Origin of the sequence: Sphingobium sp. CCH11-B1 (assembly GCF_001556865.1) — a bacterium.
In the GTDB taxonomy this organism is placed as follows: Bacteria; Pseudomonadota; Alphaproteobacteria; order Sphingomonadales; family Sphingomonadaceae; genus Sphingobium.
In genome coordinates this window covers 1-24,509 of sequence record NZ_LSJY01000064.1, presented here as the reverse complement: position 1 = coordinate 24,509, position 24,509 = coordinate 1, and the positions used below count along the sequence as shown (strand labels likewise).

General features: G+C 64.9%; 29 protein-coding genes. 18 read left to right on the top strand and 11 right to left on the bottom strand.

Annotated elements, in window-relative coordinates:
• Positions 1-121: 121 nt before the first annotated feature.
• From AX724_RS06955 to AX724_RS06925, 7 genes are all read right to left on the bottom strand, one after another.
• Complete coding sequence (locus AX724_RS06955) at positions 122-619, bottom strand: GNAT family N-acetyltransferase (RefSeq protein ID WP_066764755.1); 498 nt, start codon at positions 617-619, stop codon at positions 122-124.
• Positions 616-1,518 carry a DMT family transporter gene (locus tag AX724_RS06950; protein ID WP_066764754.1) on the bottom strand — a complete coding sequence of 301 codons (903 nt, stop codon included), beginning with the start codon at positions 1,516-1,518 and terminating at the stop codon, positions 616-618. Before AX724_RS06950 ends, AX724_RS06955 begins: the two co-directional genes overlap by 4 nt.
• Before the next feature lie 10 nt (positions 1,519-1,528).
• Complete coding sequence (gene ispG, locus AX724_RS06945; RefSeq protein WP_066764752.1) at positions 1,529-2,689, bottom strand: flavodoxin-dependent (E)-4-hydroxy-3-methylbut-2-enyl-diphosphate synthase; 1,161 nt, start codon at positions 2,687-2,689, stop codon at positions 1,529-1,531.
• Positions 2,690-2,740: 51 nt separating this feature from the next.
• The gene (locus tag AX724_RS06940) at positions 2,741-4,054 is read right to left on the bottom strand and encodes an OmpP1/FadL family transporter (RefSeq protein WP_066764750.1); all 1,314 of its coding nucleotides are present in this window, start codon (positions 4,052-4,054) and stop codon (positions 2,741-2,743) included.
• 416 nt (positions 4,055-4,470) lie between these two features.
• Positions 4,471-5,841, bottom strand: a complete 1,371-nt coding sequence (pgmG, locus tag AX724_RS06935; protein ID WP_066764748.1) for a phosphoglucomutase/phosphomannomutase PgmG — start codon at positions 5,839-5,841, stop codon at positions 4,471-4,473.
• Positions 5,838-6,266: a DnaJ domain-containing protein gene (locus tag AX724_RS06930; RefSeq protein ID WP_066764745.1), complete on the bottom strand. Its 429-nt coding sequence runs from the start codon at positions 6,264-6,266 to the stop codon at positions 5,838-5,840. The genes pgmG and AX724_RS06930 overlap by 4 nt, the downstream gene beginning before the upstream one ends.
• On the bottom strand, positions 6,266-7,072 hold the full coding sequence (locus AX724_RS06925; RefSeq protein WP_066764743.1) for a division plane positioning ATPase MipZ: 807 nt from the start codon (positions 7,070-7,072) through the stop codon (positions 6,266-6,268). The genes AX724_RS06930 and AX724_RS06925 overlap by 1 nt, the downstream gene beginning before the upstream one ends.
• Before the next feature lie 107 nt (positions 7,073-7,179).
• Between AX724_RS06925 and panC the strand changes: the two genes are divergently transcribed.
• The gene (gene panC, locus AX724_RS06920; RefSeq protein ID WP_066764741.1) at positions 7,180-8,025 is read left to right on the top strand and encodes a pantoate--beta-alanine ligase; all 846 of its coding nucleotides are present in this window, start codon (positions 7,180-7,182) and stop codon (positions 8,023-8,025) included.
• 106 nt (positions 8,026-8,131) lie between these two features.
• Here panC and AX724_RS06915 read toward each other — a convergent pair whose 3' ends face one another.
• Entirely contained in the window at positions 8,132-8,572 is a 441-nt protein-coding gene (locus AX724_RS06915) for a CopD family protein (RefSeq protein WP_066764738.1), read from the bottom strand.
• Entirely contained in the window at positions 8,572-9,645 is a 1,074-nt protein-coding gene (hemE, locus tag AX724_RS06910; RefSeq protein WP_066764736.1) for a uroporphyrinogen decarboxylase, read from the bottom strand. Before hemE ends, AX724_RS06915 begins: the two co-directional genes overlap by 1 nt.
• A 288-nt stretch (positions 9,646-9,933) precedes the next feature.
• Between hemE and AX724_RS06905 the strand changes: the two genes are divergently transcribed.
• The 11 genes from AX724_RS06905 (at position 9,934) to AX724_RS06855 (ending at position 17,087) form a co-directional block, all read left to right on the top strand.
• Positions 9,934-10,779: a pyruvate, water dikinase regulatory protein gene (locus AX724_RS06905; protein ID WP_066764733.1), complete on the top strand. Its 846-nt coding sequence runs from the start codon at positions 9,934-9,936 to the stop codon at positions 10,777-10,779.
• Complete coding sequence (locus AX724_RS06900; protein WP_066764730.1) at positions 10,776-11,381, top strand: Maf family protein; 606 nt, start codon at positions 10,776-10,778, stop codon at positions 11,379-11,381. Before AX724_RS06905 ends, AX724_RS06900 begins: the two co-directional genes overlap by 4 nt.
• Complete coding sequence (gene aroE, locus AX724_RS06895) at positions 11,378-12,202, top strand: shikimate dehydrogenase (protein WP_066764727.1); 825 nt, start codon at positions 11,378-11,380, stop codon at positions 12,200-12,202. The genes AX724_RS06900 and aroE overlap by 4 nt, the downstream gene beginning before the upstream one ends.
• The gene (coaE, locus tag AX724_RS06890) at positions 12,203-12,796 is read left to right on the top strand and encodes a dephospho-CoA kinase (RefSeq protein ID WP_066764725.1); all 594 of its coding nucleotides are present in this window, start codon (positions 12,203-12,205) and stop codon (positions 12,794-12,796) included.
• 32 nt (positions 12,797-12,828) lie between these two features.
• Positions 12,829-13,521, top strand: a complete 693-nt coding sequence (dnaQ, locus tag AX724_RS06885) for a DNA polymerase III subunit epsilon (RefSeq protein ID WP_066764723.1) — start codon at positions 12,829-12,831, stop codon at positions 13,519-13,521.
• A gap of 79 nt (positions 13,522-13,600) precedes the next feature.
• The gene (hpf, locus tag AX724_RS06880) at positions 13,601-14,194 is read left to right on the top strand and encodes a ribosome hibernation-promoting factor, HPF/YfiA family (RefSeq protein ID WP_066764721.1); all 594 of its coding nucleotides are present in this window, start codon (positions 13,601-13,603) and stop codon (positions 14,192-14,194) included.
• Positions 14,195-14,426: 232 nt separating this feature from the next.
• Entirely contained in the window at positions 14,427-14,894 is a 468-nt protein-coding gene (locus AX724_RS06875; protein ID WP_066764798.1) for a PTS sugar transporter subunit IIA, read from the top strand.
• Positions 14,881-15,342 (top strand): PaaI family thioesterase, encoded by a 462-nt coding sequence (locus tag AX724_RS06870; protein ID WP_066764718.1) that lies wholly within the window; start codon positions 14,881-14,883, stop codon positions 15,340-15,342. The genes AX724_RS06875 and AX724_RS06870 overlap by 14 nt, the downstream gene beginning before the upstream one ends.
• Entirely contained in the window at positions 15,332-15,673 is a 342-nt protein-coding gene (locus AX724_RS06865) for a DUF1491 family protein (protein WP_066764714.1), read from the top strand. Before AX724_RS06870 ends, AX724_RS06865 begins: the two co-directional genes overlap by 11 nt.
• A gap of 177 nt (positions 15,674-15,850) precedes the next feature.
• A complete protein-coding gene (locus AX724_RS06860) occupies positions 15,851-16,501 on the top strand; it encodes a cell wall hydrolase (RefSeq protein WP_066764710.1) in 651 nt (216 codons plus the stop codon).
• Between the two features lie 91 nt (positions 16,502-16,592).
• On the top strand, positions 16,593-17,087 hold the full coding sequence (locus AX724_RS06855; protein WP_066764708.1) for an MmcB family DNA repair protein: 495 nt from the start codon (positions 16,593-16,595) through the stop codon (positions 17,085-17,087).
• A gap of 18 nt (positions 17,088-17,105) precedes the next feature.
• On the opposite strand, the gene AX724_RS06850 is transcribed toward AX724_RS06855, so the two are convergent.
• The gene (locus tag AX724_RS06850; RefSeq protein WP_082733425.1) at positions 17,106-17,717 is read right to left on the bottom strand and encodes an ankyrin repeat domain-containing protein; all 612 of its coding nucleotides are present in this window, start codon (positions 17,715-17,717) and stop codon (positions 17,106-17,108) included.
• Positions 17,718-17,758: 41 nt separating this feature from the next.
• On the opposite strand from AX724_RS06850, the gene AX724_RS06845 reads away from it, so the two are divergent.
• From AX724_RS06845 to AX724_RS06830, 4 genes are read left to right on the top strand one after another with little or no spacing between them, the layout of a single operon-like run.
• The gene (locus AX724_RS06845) at positions 17,759-18,424 is read left to right on the top strand and encodes an SCO family protein (protein ID WP_197421500.1); all 666 of its coding nucleotides are present in this window, start codon (positions 17,759-17,761) and stop codon (positions 18,422-18,424) included.
• A complete protein-coding gene (locus AX724_RS06840; protein WP_066764700.1) occupies positions 18,412-18,849 on the top strand; it encodes a YcgN family cysteine cluster protein in 438 nt (145 codons plus the stop codon). Before AX724_RS06845 ends, AX724_RS06840 begins: the two co-directional genes overlap by 13 nt.
• 34 nt (positions 18,850-18,883) lie before the next feature.
• Complete coding sequence (locus tag AX724_RS06835) at positions 18,884-19,546, top strand: YgjP family zinc-dependent metalloprotease (RefSeq protein ID WP_156448014.1); 663 nt, start codon at positions 18,884-18,886, stop codon at positions 19,544-19,546.
• 4 nt (positions 19,547-19,550) lie between these two features.
• Positions 19,551-19,811 carry a hypothetical protein gene (locus AX724_RS06830; RefSeq protein ID WP_066764690.1) on the top strand — a complete coding sequence of 87 codons (261 nt, stop codon included), beginning with the start codon at positions 19,551-19,553 and terminating at the stop codon, positions 19,809-19,811.
• On the opposite strand, the gene trhO is transcribed toward AX724_RS06830, so the two are convergent.
• Complete coding sequence (gene trhO, locus AX724_RS06825; RefSeq protein ID WP_066764689.1) at positions 19,808-20,629, bottom strand: oxygen-dependent tRNA uridine(34) hydroxylase TrhO; 822 nt, start codon at positions 20,627-20,629, stop codon at positions 19,808-19,810. The two genes, AX724_RS06830 and trhO, sit on opposite strands and share 4 nt — an antisense overlap.
• Before the next feature lie 65 nt (positions 20,630-20,694).
• Between trhO and pdeM the strand changes: the two genes are divergently transcribed.
• The gene (gene pdeM, locus AX724_RS06820; RefSeq protein WP_066764687.1) at positions 20,695-21,354 is read left to right on the top strand and encodes a ligase-associated DNA damage response endonuclease PdeM; all 660 of its coding nucleotides are present in this window, start codon (positions 20,695-20,697) and stop codon (positions 21,352-21,354) included.
• A gap of 186 nt (positions 21,355-21,540) precedes the next feature.
• Positions 21,541-24,354 carry a TonB-dependent receptor gene (locus AX724_RS06815; protein ID WP_066764794.1) on the top strand — a complete coding sequence of 938 codons (2,814 nt, stop codon included), beginning with the start codon at positions 21,541-21,543 and terminating at the stop codon, positions 24,352-24,354.
• Positions 24,355-24,509 lie beyond the last annotated feature (155 nt).

The window sequence follows — 24,509 nt, the reverse complement described above, 5'->3', positions numbered from 1 at the left end:
TACGGCGGGAGGTCGCCGCGACCTACCATCTCCGGCAAAGGAGACCGTCCGATGATCGCCACCTTCTATCCCGTCCTTGTCGTCGCTGCCCTGGGATTCTTCGCCGTGACGCTGATCGCCGTCAGCGTCGAGGACTGGCGGCGGAACTGAGCGCCACCAGCGCATCGCCCTCGACCCGCTGCACCGTCCATTCATCCATCGGCTTGGCGCCCAGCGAGCGGTAGAAGGCGATCGACGGCTCGTTCCAGTCGAGTACGGACCATTCGAGGCGGGCACAGTCGCGCTCGATCGCCAGCTGCGCGAGATGCGCGAGCAGCGCCTTGCCAGCGCCAAGGCCGCGCGCTTGCGGCAGGACGAACAGATCCTCGAGATAGACGCCCGGCCGCCCTTCGAAGGTCGAGAAATTGTGGAAGAAGAGCGCGAAGCCGACTGCGACTTCCCCCTGCTCGGCAATCAGCACTTCAGCCATCGGGCGGTCGCCAAACAGGTAGCGGCCAAGCGTCGCGCGGTCGGCCTTCACTTCATGGGCGAGCCGCTCATAGTCAGCGAGCGCGAGGATGAAGGCGTGGATGCTGTCCAGATCGTCGGCGCATGCCGGGCGGATGATGATGTCGCTCATGCTGTCCCCGCTTCCACATGGGCCATGTCCGGCCGTTTCGAGCGGGCGGCGATAAGGCAGCCCGCGACGATCAGCAAGGCGCCCGCGACAGTGGCCGGGGTCACCCTTTCGCCGAACGCCAGCCAGCCGACGATCGCCGCCCACAGGAAGGCGCTATATTCGACCGGGATGAGTCGCTGCGCCTCACTGCGCGCATAGGCCCAGGCAAGCGCCGACAGGGAGGTGAAGGCCAGCAAGGCGGCAAGCAGCACCAGCGGCGCTGCCTCGACAGGGGGAATCGTCAGCCAGACGGGGGCACCCAGCACGAAGACGCCGAGCATCACAAGATGCTGGAAGAAGGCGACCTCGATCGGCGTGGCCAGTTGCGCCTGTTGCCGCTGGATCACGAGATTCCAGGCGAAGAGCACGGCCGACGCCAGCACCGCCAGCGCGCCGAGAAGGGCGTCCGGCGCATAATGGCCCTGCAGCCGGCCCGACAGGATCACGCCCACGCCGACCAGCCCCAAAAGCGATGCGCCGATCGCCTGGCGCCCGACCTTCTCCTTGAGCAGCAGCGCAGCGAGATACAGCGCGATCAGCGGGGCGATGAAGGAGAGCGCAATCGCTTCGGCCAGCGGCAGGCGCATGATCGCCCAGAAGAAGAGCGCCGCCATAGCAGCGACCACGCTTCCCCGCAGCAGGTGGATGCGCAGCACCGCCGCCGTGGGCCAGCGCTGGCGGGTGAGCAGCATCAGAGCAAAGCCAAGGAGGGTGCCGGCCACGGCGCGCCAGAACAGGGCGTTGTAGAGGCCGATGGACAGGCTGAGCCCCTTCATCGCTGCATCCATGACGGAAAAGAGCGCGACGCCAAGGCAGCAGACGGCGAAGGGAATCGCGAAACCGCGAGCAGGCTTTTCCATCCTCAGCCGGCTATTCCGCCGCTTCCGCCTTGCCCGCGTCGGTGGTTTCCGCTTCCAGCTTTGCCGCCTCTATTTCCGCCGCCTTGGCCTCAACCAGGGCAACGATATGGTCGATCATGCCTTCGTCCTGGACCGTATGGTCAGTAAGGCCGGAGAGATAGACCATATGCTTGCCCGCGCCGCCGCCAGTGAGGCCGATGTCGGTTTCGCGCGCCTCGCCGGGGCCGTTGACCACGCATCCCAGCACCGAAAGCGAGAGGGGGGTGTGGATATGCTGGAGCCGTTCCTCCAACGCCTGAACGGTGCGGATGACGTCGAAACCCTGCCGCGCGCAGGAGGGGCAGGAAATAACCTTGACCCCGCGCGTGCGGATGCCGAGCGATTTAAGTATTTCGTACCCGACGCGCACTTCCTCTTCCGGTTCGGCGGAAAGGGAGACACGGATCGTGTCGCCGATCCCGGCCCAGAGAAGATTGCCGATGCCGATCGCGCTTTTAACCGTGCCCCCGATCAAGCCGCCCGCTTCAGTGATGCCAAGGTGCAGCGGGCAATCGACCGCGTCGGCAAGCTGCATATAGGCGGCTACGGCCAGGAATACGTCGCTCGCCTTCACCGCGACCTTATAGTCGTGGAAATCCTGGTCCTGCAGCAGCTTGATATGGTCGAGCGCGCTCTCGACCAGCGCTTCGGGGCAGGGTTCGCCATATTTTTCCAGCAGGTCCTTTTCCAGGCTGCCGGCGTTGACGCCGATGCGGATCGAACAGCCGTTCGCCTTGGCAGCGTCCACCACTTCCTTGACCCGCGCCTCGCTGCCGATGTTGCCGGGGTTGATCCGCAAACAGGCCGCGCCCGCGTCGGCAGCTTCCAGCGCGCGCTTATAGTGAAAATGAATGTCGGCGACGATCGGCACGCGCGCGGCGCGGACGATCTGCTTGAGGGCTGCGGTCGAATCCTCGTCGGGGCAGGACACACGGATGATATCGACGCCCACGTCCTCGCAGCGGCGGATCTGGTCCACCGTCGCCCGCACGTCATGGGTGGGCGTGTTGGTCATCGTCTGCACCGACACCGGCGCGTCGCCGCCCACGGGCACGTTGCCGACCATGATCTGGCGGCTCTGGCGACGCGCGATGTCGCGCCAGGGGCGAAGGCCGGGATTGGACAAAGACATGAAAAGGGGCTCCGCAGGTTACGGAGCCCCTATAGTCATTCGCGCTCGATATTAGAAGCGGAGCGTCACCGAAGCCGCGACCTGATCCGCATTGCCGCTCGTCTGCGCCAGGGTGGTGGCGGTGACGGTCGCCGGAGCGGGGAAATAGCTGTCCGGGCGGATGATGTTCGCCTTTTCGACGAAGGTATGGGCATAGCTGAGGTTCAGCGCCGCCGCCGGCGAGATGTTGAAGGTCGCGCCCCCGGTCAGCCATACGCGATCGCCATCGGGCACGCGGGTCGTCAGATGCTGCGGATTGGTAGGCGTGCGGTCGAACATGGTGCCCGCGCGCAGCGTCAGCGCCGGGCTGACGTCATATTCGCCGCCCGCGCTGAACGAATAGCTGTCGCGATAGTCCAGTTCCTTGTTGGTCGTGCCGGTTGCCGAGGTGACGGCGATGCCCTTGAACTTCGACCAATTATACCATTTGCCGGTCAGCATCGCGCGCAGCCTGGGAGTCAGCTTGTGCATCATCGACACGGTGACAATGTCGGGCAGGTCGAGCGGCGCGGTCGCGGCGAAATCGCCGTTGCCCGCGGCGATCGGGCCGATCAGGCCCGATACGGACTGGGTGCCCGCCAGCCGATGGTTGATGCCAGAGCGATAATGGATTCCGAAATTGGTGTCGCCCGTGGTGTAGAAGAGACCGGCGTTCCAGCCTACGGACCAGTCGTTGCCCTTGAGCCGGGCGAAGCCGTCCGACGGCGCGAGCGGGGACAGTTGCGGCAGCGCGTTGGTGAGTTCCGCCTTCACATATTGCACGTCGACGCCACCGCCGATGGAGAGATTGTCGGTCAGCTTATAGGCGGCAGAGGGCTGGATATTATAGGTTTTGAGATCGGTGTAGAGCGAGTCGTAGCGGCCGAAGAAGCCATCGTCATAGCCAAGCTTCAGACCGAAGGGCGCGTTGACGCCCAGGCCCAGCCAAAGGCGGTCGGTCACCTGCGCGCTGGCGTAGAAGCTGGGCACGGGAATGACGCTGTCGAAGGGATTGCCACCGTCATTGCCCTGCACCGGGACGCGCAAGGCCGAGCCGGGCACGGAGCGGTAAGTGCCACGGTTGGTCTGGTGGGCGGAAGCGAGAAGCGCGGAGGCGCCGCCAGAGAGCTGGATGCCCTCAAGCTGCGTCATGGCCGCTGGATTGAAATAGATGGTGGACGGATCGTCGCCGGCTGCAGCGCCACCCGACAGGGCGCGGCCGATTTCGACGGGCGATTGTTCCTGAAGATAGAAACCCCCGGCCCAAGCGGAACCCGGCGCGGCAAGCGCGGCCGTGGCGAACAGCCATTGTGCCAGATGGGGGGTAAAACGGCGGCGAACGGGCATGGCAGATCCTCTGCTATTTTGCGACTTGTCTTGTGCCGTTCAGCGACGCTGCCAACGCGCCAGACCGGCAGGGGAGCCATGCGCTTAGCGCAGATTGCGTTAATTTCCAGTGTTGCTGTTGTGTCGCGTCCGCGCCTTTGACGGCCGGTGGGTCCACGACGCTACGGCGACGCGACGACAGCGGCCGGAAAAATGCACAAAAAAAAGCCGCCAACGAGGGCGGCTTGAAAGTTTTAGGAGAGGATGCCTGAAAGGCCCGTTCTTTGTGCGTCGCGGCGCTTCATATCGCAAATGCGAAAGACGTGGCTCTGATTGCGTTTGATGCAATCGTCACCGTCACCGCTTGTTTCCGTAACGTCAATTATCGATGAAAAATCCTACTGTGCGGTGCTTGGCAGTCGAAACATGCGCCCGAATCACCCGATTCGACGCACGTCCGATTCGGCAAGCTGCGAATCGACCTGATCCAGCAACCTGGCGAGCGCCGCTTCGTCCACCGCTTCTGCACGCGCGACGAGTGCTGCCTGGGTGTTGGACGCGCGAAGCAGCCACCAGCCATCCGGCGTGCATACGCGGACGCCGTCGATCAGCGTGACCGCCGCATCCATCGCCAGCAACCGCGCCGTCACTTCCTCCACCACGGCGAACTTGCGTTCCTCCGTCACCGGGAAGCGAAGCTCGGGCGTGATGACGCTGCTGGGCAGTTCGTCCGCCAGCGCAGCGAGGGTTTGACCACCCCGTCGCAAGAGGCGGATCAGCCGGACGGCGGTATATAGGCCATCATCATAACCTGGATAATCGTCGGCGAAGAAGAAGTGGCCGGTGGTTTCGCCGCCCAGAAGCGCGCCAGTCTGCTTCATTCTGGACTTGATATGGCTGTGACCGGCCTTCCACATGTCGCCGCGGCCACCGAGCGCGGCGATGCGGTCGAACACGCGCTGGCTGGTCTTCACATCGGCAATGATGCGCGCGCCGGGCCGGTTTTCGAGGATATCGGCGGCGAAGAGCGCAAGTAGCCGATCGCTCGCGATGGTACGGCCCTGCCCGTCAATCACGCCGATCCGGTCGCCGTCGCCATCAAAAGCCACTCCGAAATCGAGCCGCTTGGCAAGGACGAGCGCGCGCAGATCGTCCAGATTCGCCTCCACGGAAGGATCGGGATGATGGTTGGGGAAATGACCGTCCACATCGGTGAAGAGCAGATGATGCTCACCAGCGAGGCGCTGCGTCAGCTTCTCGACCACTTTGCCGGCCGCCCCGTTGCCGGCATCCCAGCCGATGCGAAAGGACGCGCCGTCGAAAGACTGCAGGAGGCGGTCGACATAGGCATCCATCAGGCCGATTGTTTCGACCTTGCCCGCGCCGGTTGTCCAATCGCCCGCCGCCGCCATGTCGCCCAGCCGCTGGATGTCCGCGCCGAAGAAAGGGGCGTGGCCATGCACCAGTTTGAAGCCATTGTCGTCGGCGGGATTATGGCTGCCGGTTATCTGGATGCCGCCATCGACATCGCCAGTCGCTTCGGCATGATATAGCATGGGCGTCGGACCAAGGCCGATGCGGAGCACGTCGATGCCGGTCGCGACAAGACCGTCGACCAGCGCGGCTTCCAGCATCTGCGAACTCAACCGCCCGTCATAGCCGACGGCTATCCGACGGCCCCCTGTCCGGGCAATGACGGTGCCGAAACAACGGCCCACCGCCCATGCGTCGGCCCGGTGCAGCGTCTTCCCCACGGTGCCGCGCAGATCATAGTCGCGCAGCAGCGTGGGGTGGAAGATATGGCTCATCCCTCCTGCCGCTGGCCAAGCAGCAGGTCGCGGGCGGCGTTGATCTGGGCCGCGAGCGCTTCGGTGCCACCTTTATCGGGATGGACAGAAGCGATGAGGCGGCGGTGGGCCGCCCGGATGGCGGCGGGATCAGCGTCCGGTGATACGCCGAGCAGGGCGCGCGCCTTCGCCACATCATCGGCGCGCGGTGGCGCAGGAACGGCCCGCTTACGGGTGGCAGCGCGCCTGTTGCCCTGTCTGGCGAAAAAGAGCGCCGCGCCGATCAGCAGCGGCGCGCCAATCACCGGCTTGCCCTTGGCCGCCAGCACCGCGCCCACCAGCGCCGCGCCCAGGGCCATGCCATCCTTCGCCGTCATGCGTTGCAGCCTTCCCGTCCAGATCAGCCAGACCGCAAGGCCGGCCAGCAGCAGCGCCAGCAGGCCCATCAGGCAGCGCCGAGCATATCCATCGGCACGGCACCATCGCGGGTGGGAAGGGCGAGGCCCGACACCATTTCGCGCAGTTCCTGCCGCGCGGCGATATGGCTGACGCCCAGATCGCCCAGATGCCCCTTGTCGAGCAGCGTGAGGCCCGAGGGGAAGAGTTCGCGGAAGATCACGCGTTCCGACAAGCCGGGAATGACGCGGAAGCCAACGCGGCGGGACAGTTCCATGAGCGCGTCGCCCACCCGCTTCTTGTTGCGGGCGTCATGATGCTGGACACGGTTGCGCAGCACCACCCAGTCGATCGACACGCCGTCCGCCTTCGCGCGGGTCTTGCGCGCTTCGAAGATCAGTTCGGAATAAAAGGACAGGCGGCGCACCTTGAAGGTTTCGGCGTCCACCTGACCGATCAGGTCGAAATCGACGAAACTGTCGTTCATCGGCGTCACCAGCGTGTTGGCGCGCGCCGCCATGTGCCGGGCGAAGGCATCGTCGCGGCCGGGCGTGTCGACGATCAGGAAATCCTTCCCCTCCGACACCGCGGCCGATTCCGCCTCCAGCGCGTCGATGCTGTCACCCTTCAACACCGCGAAATCCGGCGCGGGAAGATCTATGCTGCGGCGGCGCGCGGTTTCGGCGCGGTTTTCCATGTAGCGAGTGACGGTGCGCTGGCGCGGATCGAGATCGATCATGCCGACCCTGTGGCCCAGCGTCGTCAAGGCGATGGCGGTATGGACCGCCGTGGTCGACTTGCCGGTGCCGCCCTTTTCATTGGCGAAGACGATGAGGTGCGGCTGCGGAGTGGCCATTGGTCCGGTGATAACCCTTGTTGTCGCAATCTATGTTGACGGTCCCGCCGGCCCGTGCCTAGCAGGTGATCCCTGTTTCAAACGCCCTTATCGGAGCCCAACCTTCCGTGCAAACGCTGCGTGACCTGCCCGCCCTGCGCGCCGCCGTGGCCGCGCTGAAACGCGACGGAAAGCCGCTAGTGCTGGTGCCCACCATGGGCGCGCTGCATGACGGGCATATGGCATTGGTGGAGGAAGCACAGCGGCACGGGCGGCATGTGGCCGTGTCGATCTTCGTCAATCCCAAACAATTCGGGCCGAACGAGGATCTGGACGCCTACCCAAGGCGGGAGGCCAAGGATGCGCAGATGCTGGCCGCGGCGGGCGTGGACATGCTCTGGGCGCCTACGGTCGAGGTCATGTATCCGGCAGGTTTCGCCACCAATATCAGCGTGTCGGGCGTCAGCGAAGGGCTGGACGGCGCGGCGCGGCCGGGTCATTTCGACGGCGTCGCGACCGTCGTCGCCAAGCTGTTCAATCAGGTGCAACCCGACGTCGCGATCTTTGGCGAGAAGGATTATCAGCAGCTTGCCGTCATCCGGCGCATGGTCGCGGACCTGAACCTTCCCATCGAGATTGTCGGGCTGCCGACGCAGCGCGCGGAGGACGGGCTCGCCCTCTCCTCGCGCAACGCCTATCTGAGCGATGCGGAGCGCAAGGCGGCGCTGGCGCTGCCCCGCGCGCTGGGCGAGGCGAAACGGCAGATCGAGAAGGGCGAGGCTGTGGAGGGGGCGCTGGCGAAGGCGATCGCGACGCTCGGCCAGCACGGCTTCGATCCTATCGATTATGTGACGCTGTGCGACGCGGTCACCCTTGAACCCATGACGGTGCTGGATCGCCCCGCGCGGCTGCTGGGTGCGGCACGGTTGGGACGGACGCGCCTTATCGACAATATTGCGGTCGATCCGGCTTAACTTCGCATATTTCCCGCAAAAATTGACATAAAGTTGCGCGGGACTGGTCCTATCGAAAAGCGGCAGCATCCTTGTAACATGATGCGCCGCCTTTAGGACATGAGCATCAGAAGGGCTTGACGATCACTGCGACGACGATGATCGCGGCGGCGATACCGGGTATCTCGTTCATCATGCGCAACTGCCTGTCGGACAGGGGACGCTGCCCCTTGTCCAGCTTTTTGGCATAGCCGGCGATCCAGCCATGATAGGCCGAGAGGCCAAGTACGAAGAGCAGCTTCAGGTGGAACCAGCCGAAGTTCCAGGCGCCGATCTCCACCATCAGCATCAAGCCAAAGATCCAGACCAGCGTCAGCGATGGGTTGAGGATAATCTTGAGCAGGCGTGTTTCGCGCTCCACCCATTTGCGATCCTCCGGCGATCCCGGCGCGGTTTCCTGATGATAGACGAAGAAGCGCGGCATCATGAACAGCCCCGCCATCAGGAAGATGACGAAGATGACATGGGCGGCCTTCACCCAGAGATAGGCAGCGCCGAGATAGGGCATCAGTCAGGTTCCCTTGCTTGCCGCACATGGCCAATGAGTGCTTCGACATGCGCGATGGGCGTGTCGGGCAATATGCCATGGCCGAGGTTGAAGATATGGGGGCGGCCAAAAAAGGCTGTGCGAATGGTGTCGACCGCCTCCTCCACCGCGCGGCCGCCGGCGACCAGAGCCAGCGGATCGAGATTGCCTTGCACCGGCATGCCGGCGGGCAGCGCTTCATTGGCCCAGTGCGGATCGATCGTTTCATCGACACCCACGGCATCGACGCCGGTCAGACGGGCATAGTCGGCGAGCTTCGCGCCCGCACCCTTGGGAAAGCCGATCACGGGGACATCCGGATGGATGGCCTTCAGCCGTTCCACGATGCGGCGGTTGGGTTCTATCACCCAGCGTTCGAATTGCGTGGGCGCAAGGCTGCCGGCCCAGCTGTCGAACAGCTGCACCGCTTCCACCCCGGCCGCGATCTGGCCGGACAGATAAGTGACGGTCGCGTCGACGATCGCATCGATGAGGGCGGCGAAACGGTCCGCTTGGCTGTAGGCCATGCGCCGCGCGGCCGCATGATCCTTGCTGCCCTGTCCCGCGACCATATAGGTGGCGACGGTCCAGGGGCTGCCGGCAAAGCCAAGGAAGGTAACGGCAGGATCGAGCGCCGCCTTCACCAGCCTGACCGTTTCATAGACGGCGTCGAAGCGGGAAAAGTCGGGCGTCAGCGCCGACAGGTCGGTGTCGCCAAGGATCGGCGCGAGGCGTGGGCCCTCGCCGGCTTCGAACCACAGATCCTGCCCCATGGCGTAGGGGACGATCAATATGTCGGAAAAGAGGATTGCGCCGTCGAAACCGAAGCGTCGGAGCGGCTGGAGGGTTACTTCGGCCGCGGCCTCGCTGTCATAGACCAGTTCGAGAAAGCCGCCCTTCTGCGCCCGCAGCGCACGATATTCGGGCAAGTAGCGGCCCGCCTGGCGCATCAGCCACATTGGTGGCACGGCAGGCACCTCGCCGTGGAGGACGGCCATCAGTGGCTTGGGTTGCAAAGCCGTTCGGGCGGGGTCCACCCGGTTTTCCTGGCGCATCAGACTCTCTCTTTAATATTAGATTCAAAGGTTGATGGAGATAGATGCTCCGTTGGCAGCGGGATTTATGCGCTGTGCCCGGTTTTGCCAACAGCTTGACTCCCCGGGCCCACGCTTTGCCGTCCGAGTCAGTATGTTCATCCCCGTTATCCACAGCATGTGGATGAAAATGGGGGCTTGTTGGGCCCTTGTGGATAAGAGTCGGGACTGCGGGGACGGGATGCGGGTGGCATTTCATCCCCGATTTCATCCCTTGCTTTATCCACAAGCTGCCCACAGAGATGCCCTATGGCGCGCATCCACCTGCACCTGCTGTCCGACTCCACCGGCGAGACGCTGGAGAATATCGCCAAGGCGTCGATCGGCCTGTTCGAGAATGTCGAGGCGATCCGCCACTTCTGGCCCATGGTGCGCTCCGATGTCCATCTCGACCGGATCATGGAGGAAATCGCCGCGAACCCCGGCCTCGTGCTCTTCACCCTTACCAACCATCCCCTGCGCAAACGGCTCGAAACACGGTGCCGGGCGCTAGGCCTGCCCCATGTCGCCGCGCTCGACAGCGTGGCGGACGCGCTGTCCAACATATTGGGGCAGGAGACGCGGACGCGGCCGGGCCGCAAGCATATCCTGGACGAAGCCTATTTCGCGCGGATCGAGGCCATCCAGTTCACCATCGCCCATGACGATGGCGTGGGCCATGAAAATTGGGAGGAAGCCGACATCGTCCTGGCGGGCGTGTCGCGTGCGTCCAAGACGCCCACATCCATCTACCTTGCCAACCGGGGATATAAGACCGCGAACATCCCGCTGGTGCCGGAATCGCCGCCGCCGCGCAGCCTGTTTTCGCTGAAGCATCCCATGGTCGTGGGCCTGACCGTCAGTCCGGAACGATTGATCCAGATACGGCGCAACCGGCTGCTGTCGCTCAACCAGGCGCCCGAGACCGCCTATGTCGACAATGACAAGGTGCAGGCTGAGCTGGCCTTCGCCCGGCGCATGTTCGCCGACAATGGCTGGCCTGTGATCGACATGACTCGCCGTTCGATCGAGGAGGCGGCCGCCGCGATCATCAACCTGTTCAACGACCGTGAACTCGCCGAAGGCGCCGACGGTCTGGCGGGGGCGGGCGCATGATCGTGCTGGCGTCGCAAAGCGCGAGCCGGCGGGCGATGCTGGAGGCGGCGCAGGTTCCGTTCGAGGCGTTGTCGCCGCAGGTGGACGAGGAGGCGGCAAAGGAGGCGCTGCGCGCGGACGGACTCGACGCGCGCGCCCTGGCAGACGCGCTGGCGGAGCTGAAGGCGCTGCGCGTGTCGCGGCGGGCGCCCGGCGCGCTGGTGCTGGGATGCGACCAGACGCTGTCGATCGGCGAAAGCGAGGCGCGCGGCGAGATGATCGACAAGGCCGTTGATCGGGAGGATGCGCGGCGCATCCTGCGCCTCCTGTCCGGGCGGGTGCATCATCTCCACAGCGCTGCGGTGATCGCATTGAATGGCGGGCCGATCTGGCGGCACGTCGAGCGGGTGCGGATGACGGTGCGGCCGTTGTCCGACAGTTTCATCGATGCCTATCTGGAGGCGGACTGGGAACAACTGCGCTGGTGCGTGGGATGTTACCGGATCGAGGGGCCGGGCGCGCAACTGTTCAGCCGGGTTGAAGGCAGCCAGTTCGCGATTCAGGGTTTGCCGCTGCTCCCCCTCCTTGACTTTCTGCGCGTGCGCGGCGTTCTGGCGGCATGACAGACACGCTTCCCTATGCCGAGGTGATCGGCGACCCGATCGCGCACAGCAAATCGCCGCTGATCCATAATTTCTGGCTGAATGCGCTCGATATAGAGGCGGAATATCGCAAGACGCATGTGACGGCGGAGGGCCTGTCCGCCTATTTCCTGATGCGGCGGGCCGATCCGGACTGGTTGGGGTGCAATGTCACCATCCCCCACAAGATCGCGGTGATGGACTATGTCGACGATCCGGGCGGGGTGCAGGAGCGGATCGGCGCGATCAACACCATCGCCAGCGAAACCGGCGGACCGCTGATCGGTACCAACACCGATGCGGGCGGCTTCCTCCAGCCGCTGCTGCGCGACAAGTGGAAGGGCAAGAGCGCGCTCATCATCGGCGCGGGCGGAGCGGCGCGCGCGATCCTGTTCGCGCTCACGACGCTGGGCGTGCAGGAGATCGTCATCATGGCGCGCGACGCGGCCAAGGGGCAGGCACTGCTCGACCGGGCCGGGGTGAAGGGCCGTGTCATGGCGCTTACCGATCGCCTGCCGGCCGTCGATCTGCTGGTCAACTCCACCTCGCTCGGCATGGTCGGACAGCCCGTTCTGGAGCTGGACCTCTCTCCCCTGCCCGACAGCGCGACCGTCTATGACATCGTCTATGCGCCGCTCGAAACCGGATTGCTGAAGGCGGCGCGGGCGCGGGGCCTCAAGACGCTCGACGGCCTCGAAATGCTGATCGGGCAGGCCGCGCTGGCATTCGACATCTTCTTCGATGCGGTCGCGCCCCGCGAGCTGGATGCGGAGTTGCGAGCGCTGCTGACAGCGACGCCCTAGATGAAGATTTACGGCCTGACCGGATCGATCGGCATGGGCAAGTCGGCGGTGGCGGCGATGTTCCGACGCGAAGGCGTGCCGCTGTTCGACGCCGATGCCGAGGTGCATCGCTTGCAAGGGCCTGGCGGTGCGCTGCTACCCGCGATCGAGGCGCGTTTCCCCGGCACGACCGGCCCGGCGGGGGTCGATCGCGCGAAACTGGGCGCGGCGGTGTTCGGCCATCCGCACGAGCGCCGCGCCCTTGAAGCGATCGTCCATCCGGCGGTACAGGCCAGCCGGCGCGCCTTCCTGCGCCGCCATGGCAGCCGCAAGTTCGTGATTCTCGACATCCCCCTGCTGTTCGAGACCCATGGGCACAAGAAGCTGAGCGGGGTGATCGTCGTCACCGCGCCCGCGTGGAAACAGCGTAAGCGGGTGCTGGCGCGGCCGGGAATGACGCCGGCCAAATTCCGGCAGATCGTGCGGCTGCAGACCCCGGACGCAGAGAAGCGACGGCGGGCGGACCATATCATCCGAACCGGCACCACATTCACCGATACGCAAGCGCAGGTACGGCGACTGGTCGCTTGCCTTGGGGCGAAGACAGGCCGATAAGGTCAAGTCACAGAGTCGATGCGAAGAGGGCGATGCGCGAGGTCATTTTCGATACCGAAACGACGGGATTCGATCCCGCATCGGGCGACCGGCTGGTAGAGATCGGGTGCATCGAGCTGATCAACCGGGTGCCGACGGGTCGGACCTTCCACGCTTATTATCATCCCGAGCGCGACATGCCCGCCGCCGCCTTCGCCGTGCATGGCCTGTCGGCGGATTTCCTGTCCAAGCATCCGGTGTTCGCACGCGGCGCGCTGGAGCTGATGGAATTTCTGGAGGACAGCCCGCTGGTCGCGCATAATGCGCGCTTCGACTTCGGCTTCCTCAACCATGAATTGAAGCTGTGCGGTCATCCCGAAGTATCGATGGACAGGATGATCGACACTGTCGCGATCGCGCGACAATTGCATCCCGGTGCGAAACACAGCCTGGACGCGCTCTGCACCCGTTACGGCATCGACCGCAGCCATCGCGTCAAGCATGGCGCGCTGCTGGACGCGGAACTGCTGGCGCAGCTTTACATCGAATTGACCGGCGGCCGGCAGATCGGCCTGGGTCTGGCACAGGAAGAGGTAAAAGAGACTGTGCGGGTGGAACTGACGGCTGGCGCCACGGTTCGCCCTGTACGTCCTGCGCGGGTCTTTGCGGCCGGCGCGGAGGAGCTGGAGCGGCATGCAGCGTTCGTCGCGACGCTGAAGGAGCCGCTCTGGTTGCAGGAGGCATAGACCCTTACCCAATGGCCTATGCCTCCCGAATGAACCGCGCCGTCTTCCCGGCGGCGCGGCAAGAACAAGGAGAAGGCATATGGATATTCGTGTTTCCGGACATCAGGTCGAAACGGGCGACGCGCTCAAGAGTCACGTCACCGACCGTTTGCAGGCGATGGCCGAGAAATATTTCTCCCGCGCGCTTTCCGCCCAGGTGACATTCCGAACCGCGCCCCACGGCGCTTTCCACTGCGACATCGTTTGCCATGTGATGACCGGCCTGATCCTCAAGGGCGCGGGCGAAGCGCAGGAGGCACACCCGTCCTTCGACCAGGCGGCCGACCGGATCGAAAAGCAGCTGCGCCGCTACATGCGCCGGCTGAAGGACCGCAGCGCGCAGGCGGCAGCGGCCGAGGCGCAGCGCAGCAATGGCTATGCCCTGGATGAGATCGACGGAGCGGGATACACCATCTTTGCCGGCGGCAGCGACGAGGAGGAAGCGGTCGATGCGCCGCTGATTGTCGCGGAGACGCGCGTCGACATCCCCGAAGCCAGCGTGTCCGACGCGGTCATGATGCTGGACTTGCGCAACACAAACGCGCTGCTTTTCCTGAATGCGGGCACATCCGCCTACAACATGGTCTATCGCCGCCATGACGGCACGATAGGGTGGGTAGAACCCCGTGGCTGAAGCCACGGGTGGCGGCTGGGTAAAACCCCGTGGCTGAAGTCATCGGCTGCGGTGGGACAGAATCCCGCAAATGACAGACGATGGGGGCGGGCGTCGAAAAGCGCCCGCCCCCTGCTCCCCACGCCCTGCCCGCCTGTTGACCTCTTTCGACAGGGGGCTTATGGGGCCGGGCTTTGATAGTCCGAGGAGCGCGCGGAAATTTGAGGCGCGGCTCGGCCGGTTCGGATTGACCATGGTTCATTTCAACGACATCGTTTCGCCCGAAGCGTTGGCTACGGGCCTAGCCGCCAATGGCAAGAAAGCCCTGTTCCAAAAGATCGCCTTGCTCGCAAAGCGCGCCTATGACCTGGATGCGGACGAAGTGGGCGACGCCCTGTTCGAGCGCGAGCGGCTGGGTTCGACCGGCTTTGGCGGCGGGGTCGCGATTCCCCATGCCAAGATACCGGGGCTGGAGCGGATGTGCGGCGTGGTCGTTCTGCTGGACCCTGCGGTGCCTTTCGACGCGGTGGACGATGCGCCGGTGGATGTCGTGTTCGCCCTTTTGTCGCCGCAGGACAGCGGCGCCGAGCATCTGAAGACGCTGGCGCGCGTGTCCCGCTATCTGCGCGACGAGACCGTCGTGGCGCGGTTGCGCGGGGCCAAGTCGACCGGGGCGCTCCACGCGCTGTTGTCCGGCGCGGGCGCGCGTGACGCTGCCTGACGGGCCGAGCGGTGAGGCGGCGCACTTCCGCGCCCTCGAATCGCTTTATCGGTCCGCGCCGATCAACCGGCTGTTCCGATCCGAACTCGCAATTCCCGAAGCCGGCCGCTCCATCATCGATTTCGACGTCGACGAGACCCAGTTCCACGCCGCCGGGGCGGTGCATGGGACCGTCTATTTCAAGATGCTCGACGATGCGGCCTTTTATGCGGCCAACAGCCTGGTCAGCGACCGTTTCCTGCTGACGACCGCATTCAACCTGCTCTTCACCCGCCCGATCGGGCCGGGGCGAATCCGCGCCGAAGGGCGGTGGATCAGCGGCCGGCGGCGCGTGTATGTCGCCGAGGCGAGCCTGATCGATTCGGACGGCGAGGAAGTGGGACGCGGCACCGGCACTTTCATGCGATCGCAATTCCCCCTCTCCTCACTGCCCGGCTATGTCGGCTGATCCGCGGCTCACCAGCGAGATGCTGGTGGGGGCGCTCCGCCGCCGGGTGAACGACAGCGGCGGCTTTGCAACGGTGCTGGCGAAAGGAGACCCGATCAGTGGCGTGATCCTGGTGCAGGCCCTTGAAAAAGGGGTGTATCAGGGGCTTTTTGAGCGCGTTTCGAACCTTCTTGGCAGTGGCGCGTTGATGCGCTGTGGCCCCTCGGTCGACGAAGGGCCGGAGGCGCTGGATCAATATCTGGCGCGTCGGCGCAGGTCGGACCCCGACCTGTGGATAATAGAACTCGACATCCCGGATGCGGAACGGTTCGCCGCTGAAACGATCTGCTGATCGTTGACTCATCGTCATGGTCCGTGCACAGGGCCGCCCACGCCAACGCGCAGGTTGCCGCATTCGTCCATGAGGGGCGGGCGCGGTAAACACGCAGACGGGGGGCGGCCGGTCGTCGAGAGAAGATTTGGGTTAAAAACGACGCCCAGGCCAAGAACCGCCTTATTTTGAGCCACGATGAGTTTCCGCCTGAAAGCTGCGATCGCCGCAGCCTTTGCCTTGTCCGTATCCGCAGCGGTCATGGCGTCCGACATGTCGATCGCGAGCGAGACGCTGGCATCGGCCACTACGCTTCCCATTGAAGCGACGACAGGGCAGAAGCCCGTCATTTTCGCCGCGCCGCGCGAAGTCGCGCAGCCGCTGGCCGCCGCCCCCAAGGGCGATTCCGACTTTTCTTCCGACTCCAATGTCCCGGCACGCAGCCTCGCTGCTCTGGTCGACGCCCAAGGCGCGCCCGAGGAGCTTGATGGCGACATGAAGTGCCTGGCGGGAGCGGTCTATTTCGAAGCGAAGGGCGAGAGCCTGGAGGGCCAACTGGCTGTCGCGCGGGTGATCATCAACCGGGCCAAGTCCGGCCGCTTCGCCAGCAGCCTGTGCGGCGTTGTCTATCAGCCGAGCCAGTTCAGCTTCGTGCGCGGCGGCGGTATGCCGCCGATCCGCACCGAAAGCCGCAGCTGGCGCGAAGCCGTTGCGATCGCGCAGATCGCCTCGCAGGACGAGTGGGACAGCCTGGCCGAAGGCGCGCTGTATTTTCACGCCCGCCGCGTGTCGCCGGCCTGGGGCAAGACGAAGCTGGCCTCGATCGACAACCATATCTTCTATCGCTGAACCTGCCTGTCTGTCAGCAAGGATGAAAAGGCTGTTTTGGGATGCCGAAACGGCCTTTTCATTTGTTCCCTGATTGTTCTATGATCGGGGAATGGACGCCGCCACGACCGATAGCTGTTCGCCTCTGACCGACGGCACCGCGCTGGCGGTAGCGCGGGGCACGTTGCGCCTGTTTTTCCGCCACGACATGAGCGGCATATTGGAAGTGCCGCTGCCCAATGGCAGGCGCGCGGACATCATGGCCATCGATGCCGCCGGCCGGCTGACGATCGTGGAGATCAAGTGCAGCCGGGCAGACCTTGTCGGTGACATGAAGTGGCCGGATTATTTCGACTATTGTGACCGTTTCTTCTGGGCCGTCCCCGCAGGGTTCGACCTGACGCCGTTCGAGAGCGAGGCGCTATGGCCGACGCGCACCGGCCTGATCGTCGCGGACCAATATGATGCGGAGCTGGTGCGCCCTGCCCCGGTCGAGCCGTTGGCGGCGGCGCGGCGCAAGGCGGAGACGCTGCGCTTCGCGCGCCGGGCGGCGCGGCGGCTGACGGCGCTGGCCGACCCCGATCACGCCGCCGAACTGGGCTGGTAGAGAGCCGTCAGGCCACCGTCAGAAGACCGGGCCTTGTACCGGGCCGGCAGGCTTGCTGCCGGTCTTTGCGGCATCCAGCGCTTCGGCAAGGCCCGGGGTGCGGTTGTCGCGCTTGGCATAGTCCCGAGCGGACATGCCGGCGATGGTGTCGCGACGATCGGGATTGGCACCCTGCGCCACCAGCAGCCGGACAAGACCGACATCACGAAGCTGTACCGCGCGGATGAGCGGGGTTTCGCCGCTGTCGTTGACCTTGTCGACCTGGGCGCGGTTGGCGAGCAGAGTGCGGACGCCTTCTTCGAACCGGCCCTGCACCGCGTCCATCAAAGGCGTGTTGCCGTCATTGTCCGTAAGGTTGGGATTGGCACCCTTCGCCAGCAGGAAGCCGAGCCAGGTCGCGTCGCGGCGGGCGACGACGATATGGAGGGCGTTTTCCCCGCTGGTCACGTCCCGGCTGTTGATGACCGTCGAGCCGGGCTTCTGGATGAGGTCGGTGACTTTCTGCCCGTCCCGGTCCTTCACCGCCTTCAGGAAATTATAATTGTCGGAAAATTGCGCGCGCGCTGGCGTGGCGGCGGCCATTGCCAGCGCCGCCAAACCGATAAAGGCCGAAATCGTCTTCGTCGTCATCATGCGCCCCGTTGCGTTTGCAAATCGATCCCTAGCAGGGCATGGCTGGCCGTGCCATGAACAAAGACGCCAAGGCTTCCGCCCTATCCCTGCTCATCCTGCCGATGCTGGCCCTGCTGGCCGCATGCAATATGGGCGCGGGCGGCGACGCATCAAGCGACGGCGCGCAGGGCGAACTGGCCGGCGCGCGGATCGGCGCCCCCTTCACCCTGACCAATCAGGACGGCAAGCCCACGCGCTGGGAGGATTTCAGGGGCCAGTACCGGATCGTTTATTTCGGCTATACCTATTGCCCGGACGTGTGCCCGGTGGACCTGCAGCGCATCATGCAGGGTTTCGCCCGGTTCGAGAAGGAGAAGCCGGCGCTCGCGGCCAAGGTGCAGCCGATGCTGATCAGCGTCGATCCGAAGCGTGACACGCCAGCCGTGCTGAAAACCTATGTCGCCGCCTTCCATCCGCGCCTCATCGGCCTCACTGGCACGGAGGCGCAGATCGCAAAGGTCGCCAAGGACTTCGTCGTCATCTATAATCCCGAAAAGGCGGAGGGCGCGAGCGACTATCTGGTGAGTCACAGTCGCACGCCCTATCTGTTCGATCGAGACGGCAAGCCGGTGGCATTGGTGCCCGTGGACGATCCGTCGACCCCGAACATGGACGAAGGCGCGCCGGACAAGGTGCAGGCATTCCTGGACAAATGGATCAAGTGACGCCTTTCTGGGAAAAACCCCTGGATCAGCTGGACCGCGCGGAATGGGAAGCCCTGTGCGACGGGTGCGGCAAATGCTGCCTCCACAAGGCCGAGGATGAGGATAGCGGCCGCATCTATCCGACCAACGTCGCCTGCCGGCTACTCGACCGGCAAAGCGGCCAGTGCAGCAACTACAAGAATCGCCGAAGCTTCGTGCCCGATTGCGTCCGCCTGACACCGACCAAGGTGAGGCAGATCGGCTGGCTGCCCCGCACCTGCGCCTATCGATTGCGGGGCGAGGGCCTGCCGCTGCCGCCGTGGCATTATCTGATCAGCGGCGACCGGGAATCGGTGCATCGCGCGGGCGAGTCCGTGCGCGGCTGGACGGTGGCGGAAGCCGACGCCGGCGACTGGGAGAATCATCTTGTCGACCGCGAGCTTTGACGCCGGGGCGACCATCCTGATCGACGGCGTGGCAATGCCGGTGCGCGTGCGTCGATCCGCGCGCGCCCGTGCCTTTCGGTTGACACTGGACGGGGCGCGGGGCGAATTGCGCCTGTCGCTGCCGGCGCGCGCAAGCCTGAAAAAAGCATTGGGATGGGCGCAGGATCACGAAGGCTGGGTGCGGACTCAGATGGCGAAACAGCCGGCCGCGACCCGGTTGACAGACGGCGCGCTATTCCCCCTCGAGGGGCGCGAGGTGCGCATCTGCTGGACGGAGGGGGCGACGCGCACGATCCGGCTGGACGGCGACCGGCTGATCCTTGGCGGCGCGGCCGAGTCGGTGGGCGGACGGGTGATGCGCTGGTTGCGCAGCCGGGCGAAGGCGGTGCTGGAAGCCGAAAGCCGTGAACTGGCGCGGGAGCACGGTCTGAACATCCTGTCCGTGGGCGTGGGCGATCCGCGCAGCCGCTGGGGCAGTTGCACATCGACGGGCGCGATCCGCTACAGCTGGCGGCTGATCCTGGCACCGCCGGACGTGCGGCGCGCGACTGTCGCGCATGAACTGGCGCATCTGCTGCATATGGATCACAGCCCGGCCTTCCATGCCGCCCATGCGCGTATTCTGGGCACAGACCCCCGCCCTGCCCGCGCCTGGCTGCGCACGCATGGCGGCGGACTGCATCGCTATAGCGAGTGAGCAGGTGGCGCGGCGCAAGCGTTACCTGACCGCAACCATGCCCGATGGTTATGTGAAGCGGATCGGGCCGACAGCGGACCCGCTGACCCACTATTGGCGCATCGTTGCTGTTCTGGAAAACGGGAAGAGTGAAGTCTTCTGGGGCCATACGCGTTCGCTGGCCGAAGCGCGGAAGCTGCGGGGGGCGGCGGCGGACGGCGCGCGGATGCGTGGCTGGAAAAGCTATGCCTTCGAGATTGCCGAACTGGTCGAGAGCGACGATTAGGCCCGGTGGGGCCAGGCGCCGTCACCCGGACAGTCATGCGCGGCGTCGCGGGGATGCGGCAGGCCGCAGGCGCGGCAGGTGACATGGTCACCGGGCGCAAGGCCATGCCCCACTGTCACCCGTTCGTCGAAGACATAGCATTGGCCCTGCCAGCGGCTTTCCGCTTCGGGTACTTCCTCAAGATAGCGCAGGATGCCGCCTTTCAGATGATAGACATCGTCGAAGCCCCGCGCCTTGACCAGGGCGGTCGATTTTTCGCAGCGTATGCCGCCGGTACAGAACATGGCGATTTTCGGCGTTCGTCCTTCGTCACGCAATCGCGCTGCGAAGGCATCGAACCAGGCGGGGAAATCGCGAAAGGACCGTGTTTCCGGGTCGATCGCGCCATCGAATGTACCGCAGGCGACCTCATAGGCGTTGCGCGTGTCGATGACGACCGTGTCAGGATCGGCGAGGAGGGTGTTCCAGTGCCGAGGATCGAGATGGATGCCGGCCCGCGTCGCGGGATCGAGCTCGCCAGCGCCCAGCGTCACGATCTCCGCCTTCACCTTCACCTTCATCCGGGCGAAGGGCGCATCTTCGCAGAAGCTGTATTTGACGTCGAGGTCGGCGCACCCCGGCAGCGCGCGGATATGACCGATCAGCGCCGCGATTACCTGGGCGCTGCCCGCGACGGTGCCGTTGATCCCCTCGCCCGCCAGGATCAGCGTGCCGCAAGTTTCGAGATCGGCGCACAGCGCGCGCAGGTCGGCGGCGATCGCCTGCGGATCGGGAAAGCGGGCGAACTGATAGAGGGCGGCGATTGTGAAGGCGGACATGGCGACGCCTATAGGCGGTCGCGCGCCCTCTTGAAAGGCGCGGCGGAGAAGCGCATAGGCGGGGCATGGTTCCCCTTTCGTTCGCTGGCCAGGAATTTCTCGCGCTGCCCGAAGCGGCGCTCTACTGGCCGGCGCAGCAGGCTTTGCTGGTCGCTGACCTGCATTTCGAAAAGGCAAGCTGGTATGCGCGCTTCGGCCAGTTCCTGCCCCCGCATGACAGCGCAGCCACGCTGGACCTTATCGAGGCGCTGGTGGCGCGGACCGGAGCGACGCGGCTCTGGTCGCTGGGGGACAGCTTCCATGATGCGGAGGGTGCGGCGCGGCTCGACGCAAGCGCGCGCGCGCGGCTGGCGGCGCTGACAGGCCGGCTGGATTGGATCTGGATCACCGGCAATCACGATGCGGGCGTCGCGGCTATGCCGGGCGGCAGGCGCGTCGCGGAGGCGGAGGTGGCGGGCATCTGGCTGCGTCACGAAGCCGAAGCTCGGGATAGCCGACCCGAAATTTCCGGCCATTTCCATCCCAAGCTGCGCCTGTCGCTGCGCGGGCGACATGTGTCGCGCCGTTGTTTCGTCGGGTCGCCGACGAAGCTTATCCTGCCGGCGCTGGGCGCGCTTACCGGAGGGCTGGATGCGGGCCATGGGGAGATCCGCCGCGCGGTGGGGCCGGGTGCGGCTGCGCTGGTACCCGTCGCTGACCGGCTGCTCCGCTTTCCCTTATCGTAAACTTCCCTTACGTAAACGGGAGGAGAGCTGTTGCAAAGATACAACGGTGTCTTGGCATTATACACAGTCCATGCGGAAAAAGCCCGGAAATGCGCCGGTCTCTTGCGCTTCGCCTGTTGTATCAGCATAATCCGTCACGCCCCGACGTGGCAGAAAGTCGCGCGGGCCAGGAGAGGACATGAGATGATGACCGACAAGAGTCTGTGGTTGACGACGGTAGCGGCCGTTGCCCTGAGCGCCAGCGCACCCGCGATGGCTCAGGAGAGCGGCTCTTCCCAAAGCGCACCGCAGGAGGCCGCCGCCGACCAGGACGAAGCGCAGATCATCGTCACTGCCACTCGCCGCGCCAGCCCCCTTTCGGATGTCCCCATCGCCGTGTCGGCGGTGTCGAGCCAGGCGATGCAGAATAGCGGCGCGAGCGATATCCGCACGCTGAACCAGCTCGCGCCTTCGCTGTTGGTGTCTTCCACCGGATCGGAAGCCAATGCGTCCGCCCGTATCCGTGGCATCGGGACGGTGGGCGACAATCCGGGCCTGGAAAGCTCGGTGGCGGTGTTCATCGACGGCGTCTATCGCTCCCGCACCGGCGCGGGCCTCAACGAGCTGGGCGAGATCGAGCGGGTCGAGGTGCTGCGTGGTCCCCAAGGCACGTTGTTCGGCCGCAATGCGTCCGCCGGCCTTATCAACATCATCAGCAAGGCGCCGGAAAAGACCTTCAGCGCGAAGGGCGAGGTCACATATGGCAATTATGATTATTGGCGGCTGTCGGGCCGCGTCACGGGGCCGATCAGCGACAGTATCGCGCTGGCGCTGGACGGCGTGTGGAGCAAGCGCGACGGCTTTTACAAGCTGGTCGACAATGCCGGCAACAAGATAGGCGACACCAACGACCGTGACCGCTATTTCCTGCGCGGGCAGGCGCTGATCGAACCCAATGACGCGCTCTCCATCCGCCTGATCGGCGACTATACCAACCGCGACGAAAGCTGCTGCGGCGCGGCCTATGTCGAGGCGCGCGAGCGGACGCCGGCAACGGGCGGCGGCTATAATACGGCCCCGTTCAACCGGATCGCCGCGATCCTTGCAGGTCAGGGCAGCGTCATCGCGGCCGACCCCTATGATCGCGCACTTACCATCACGCCGGGTCGCGACTATGTGAGCAAGCTCAAGGACTGGGGCGTGTCGGGCGAGGTCAATTATGATTTTGGCGGCGCGAAACTGACCAGCATCACGGCCTATCGCGACTATCGTTCGCGCGACTATGGCGATTATGACTATAACCGCGCCGACCTGCTCTACCGCGATCCGAACACGCAGCGGCAGTTCAAGACCTTCACGCAGGAATTGCGGCTGCAGGGCAGCGCGTTCGGCGATGCGCTCGACTGGCTGGTGGGCGGCTATTATGCCGACGAGAAACTGACGCTGCAGGACAATATCCGCTTTGGCACGGATTATGGCCGGTTCGCGGCCTGCCGTCTGATGGCGGGGGCTGGCGCGACCAGCAATTTCAACGCGCAGCAATTGGCGGCGTGCGGTAGCGGCGTCGCGACCCAGGCGCTGATCACCGGCACGCAGGCGAACCTCAATGCGGGGCTTGCGCCGGCGATCCGTGCCAGCCTGATCGCACAGGGTGTTCCAGCACCTCAGGCGACGGCGATCGCCAACGGGCAGGCAGCGGCCATTTCGACAGGCCTTGGCAACGGGCTGCGCGCGCTGGCGGCGATTCCCGCCGGCACTGGCGACACCGGCTCGCTTTATTATCAGCGCAGCAAGAATTGGGCGCTCTTCACCCACAATATCATTCACATCACGCGGCAGCTCGATCTGACTCTGGGACTGCGTTACACGCGGGAACGCAAGCGGTTCTCCGCCGATCTCAACAACAACAATGCCACCTGCGCGGCGCTCCAGCCCGCGCTTGCGCCTATCGCCACCAATGCGGCGCTGGGAAGCGCGGCGGCGCTGGCCGGCGGCATCCTGACGCTGGGGTGCCTGGGCAATGCGTCGACCAGCCTGAACGCGCTCGACCTCAATGACCGGATCAGCGACGGGGAATTCAGCGGCACGGCGGTGCTGTCGTGGAAGCCGGTGGACGAACTGCTGCTCTATGGCAGCTATTCCAAGGGCTATAAGGCCGGCGGCTATAATCTCGACCGGTTCCAGCTGGGATCGACGGGCCTCAACGCTGTGCCTGCCGTGTTTGCGCCGCGCACCAATGCCGATGCAGCCAGTCTTCGCTTCGCCGCGGAAAAGGTCGATGCCTTCGAAGTCGGTCTGAAATACAGCCAGCCCAAATGGAGCGCGAACATCGCGGCGTTCCGGCAGGAATTCAAGAATTTCCAGCTGAACACCTTCAACGGCACCAGCTTCGTCGTCCAGAATATCAACGGGTGCGATGGCGCCCTGTCGGCAGCCCGGACCTGCGCGGACGGCGATGTCGCGCCGGGCCTGATCAGCCAGGGTGTCGAGCTGGAGCTGACGGCAAGTCCCGCGCGCAATTTCAGGGTGTCGGGCGGTATGACCTACGCTCGGGCCAAGTTCGCCGACGGCCGCGTGCCGCTCGACCCGGCCCTGTTCCTGCTGCCGGGATCGATCAACTCCAACGCCCCCCAAGTCGTGACGACGGCCAGCGCCGCCTGGACGCCGGAGCTGGGATCGAACGGGTTGTCGGCGCTCTTCTACGTCGATGGCCGCCTGACCAGCGACTTCAACACGGGGTCAGACCTGTTCCCCGAAAAACGGCAGGACGGCTTTGCGGTGGTGAATGCCCGCATCGGCATTCGCGGGCCGAACCAGCGCTGGGCTGTGGAATTTTGGGGCCAGAATATCTTCAACCAGGATTATACGCAGGTCGCCTTCTCCAGCCCGCTCCAGTCGAGCAGCCCGGCAACGTCGACCACCGGCCAGTTCGCGCTGGGCGCGCCGATGGCCAACCAGCTGATCTCCGCCTATCTGGCGGAACCCCGGACCTATGGCATCACGTTGAGGGGCAGTTTCTAGAGCATGATCCGTTCATACTGAATCGCATCACGCTCCAGTTATCTTTTGTTTTCCGCATTTTCCCAGGCAGCGGACGACGCCGTCCGCTTCGAAAATGCTCTAGGCGCGCGAGTTTCGAATCATGCCGCGCCCGCTGCCCGGGATCGGGCGGGCGC

What these genes read in the sequence shown, in the direction of transcription:
- AX724_RS06900 (WP_066764730.1), top strand. Translation starts at nt 10,776, where the DNA reads ATGATCGTGCTGGCGTCGCAAAGCGCGAGCCGGCGGGCGATGCTGGAG.
- AX724_RS06815 (WP_066764794.1), top strand. Translation starts at nt 21,541, where the DNA reads ATGACCGACAAGAGTCTGTGGTTGACGACGGTAGCGGCCGTTGCCCTG.
- pgmG (WP_066764748.1), bottom strand. Translation starts at nt 5,841, where the DNA reads ATGAGCCATATCTTCCACCCCACGCTGCTGCGCGACTATGATCTGCGC.
- AX724_RS06905 (WP_066764733.1), top strand. Translation starts at nt 9,934, where the DNA reads ATGGCGCGCATCCACCTGCACCTGCTGTCCGACTCCACCGGCGAGACG.
- AX724_RS06940 (WP_066764750.1), bottom strand. Translation starts at nt 4,054, where the DNA reads ATGCCCGTTCGCCGCCGTTTTACCCCCCATCTGGCACAATGGCTGTTC.
- dnaQ (WP_066764723.1), top strand. Translation starts at nt 12,829, where the DNA reads ATGCGCGAGGTCATTTTCGATACCGAAACGACGGGATTCGATCCCGCA.
- AX724_RS06925 (WP_066764743.1), bottom strand. Translation starts at nt 7,072, where the DNA reads ATGGCCACTCCGCAGCCGCACCTCATCGTCTTCGCCAATGAAAAGGGC.
- pdeM (WP_066764687.1), top strand. Translation starts at nt 20,695, where the DNA reads ATGGTTCCCCTTTCGTTCGCTGGCCAGGAATTTCTCGCGCTGCCCGAA.
- ispG (WP_066764752.1), bottom strand. Translation starts at nt 2,689, where the DNA reads ATGTCTTTGTCCAATCCCGGCCTTCGCCCCTGGCGCGACATCGCGCGT.
- AX724_RS06875 (WP_066764798.1), top strand. Translation starts at nt 14,427, where the DNA reads ATGGTTCATTTCAACGACATCGTTTCGCCCGAAGCGTTGGCTACGGGC.
- AX724_RS06950 (WP_066764754.1), bottom strand. Translation starts at nt 1,518, where the DNA reads ATGGAAAAGCCTGCTCGCGGTTTCGCGATTCCCTTCGCCGTCTGCTGC.
- AX724_RS06930 (WP_066764745.1), bottom strand. Translation starts at nt 6,266, where the DNA reads ATGGGCCTGCTGGCGCTGCTGCTGGCCGGCCTTGCGGTCTGGCTGATC.
- AX724_RS06840 (WP_066764700.1), top strand. Translation starts at nt 18,412, where the DNA reads ATGGATCAAGTGACGCCTTTCTGGGAAAAACCCCTGGATCAGCTGGAC.
- AX724_RS06845 (WP_197421500.1), top strand. Translation starts at nt 17,759, where the DNA reads ATGGCTGGCCGTGCCATGAACAAAGACGCCAAGGCTTCCGCCCTATCC.
- coaE (WP_066764725.1), top strand. Translation starts at nt 12,203, where the DNA reads ATGAAGATTTACGGCCTGACCGGATCGATCGGCATGGGCAAGTCGGCG.
- AX724_RS06835 (WP_156448014.1), top strand. Translation starts at nt 18,884, where the DNA reads ATGCCGGTGCGCGTGCGTCGATCCGCGCGCGCCCGTGCCTTTCGGTTG.
- AX724_RS06915 (WP_066764738.1), bottom strand. Translation starts at nt 8,572, where the DNA reads ATGCCCTATCTCGGCGCTGCCTATCTCTGGGTGAAGGCCGCCCATGTC.
- AX724_RS06955 (WP_066764755.1), bottom strand. Translation starts at nt 619, where the DNA reads ATGAGCGACATCATCATCCGCCCGGCATGCGCCGACGATCTGGACAGC.
- AX724_RS06860 (WP_066764710.1), top strand. Translation starts at nt 15,851, where the DNA reads ATGAGTTTCCGCCTGAAAGCTGCGATCGCCGCAGCCTTTGCCTTGTCC.
- AX724_RS06865 (WP_066764714.1), top strand. Translation starts at nt 15,332, where the DNA reads ATGTCGGCTGATCCGCGGCTCACCAGCGAGATGCTGGTGGGGGCGCTC.
- hemE (WP_066764736.1), bottom strand. Translation starts at nt 9,645, where the DNA reads ATGCGCCAGGAAAACCGGGTGGACCCCGCCCGAACGGCTTTGCAACCC.
- AX724_RS06855 (WP_066764708.1), top strand. Translation starts at nt 16,593, where the DNA reads ATGGACGCCGCCACGACCGATAGCTGTTCGCCTCTGACCGACGGCACC.
- trhO (WP_066764689.1), bottom strand. Translation starts at nt 20,629, where the DNA reads ATGTCCGCCTTCACAATCGCCGCCCTCTATCAGTTCGCCCGCTTTCCC.
- hpf (WP_066764721.1), top strand. Translation starts at nt 13,601, where the DNA reads ATGGATATTCGTGTTTCCGGACATCAGGTCGAAACGGGCGACGCGCTC.
- AX724_RS06850 (WP_082733425.1), bottom strand. Translation starts at nt 17,717, where the DNA reads ATGACGACGAAGACGATTTCGGCCTTTATCGGTTTGGCGGCGCTGGCA.
- aroE (WP_066764727.1), top strand. Translation starts at nt 11,378, where the DNA reads ATGACAGACACGCTTCCCTATGCCGAGGTGATCGGCGACCCGATCGCG.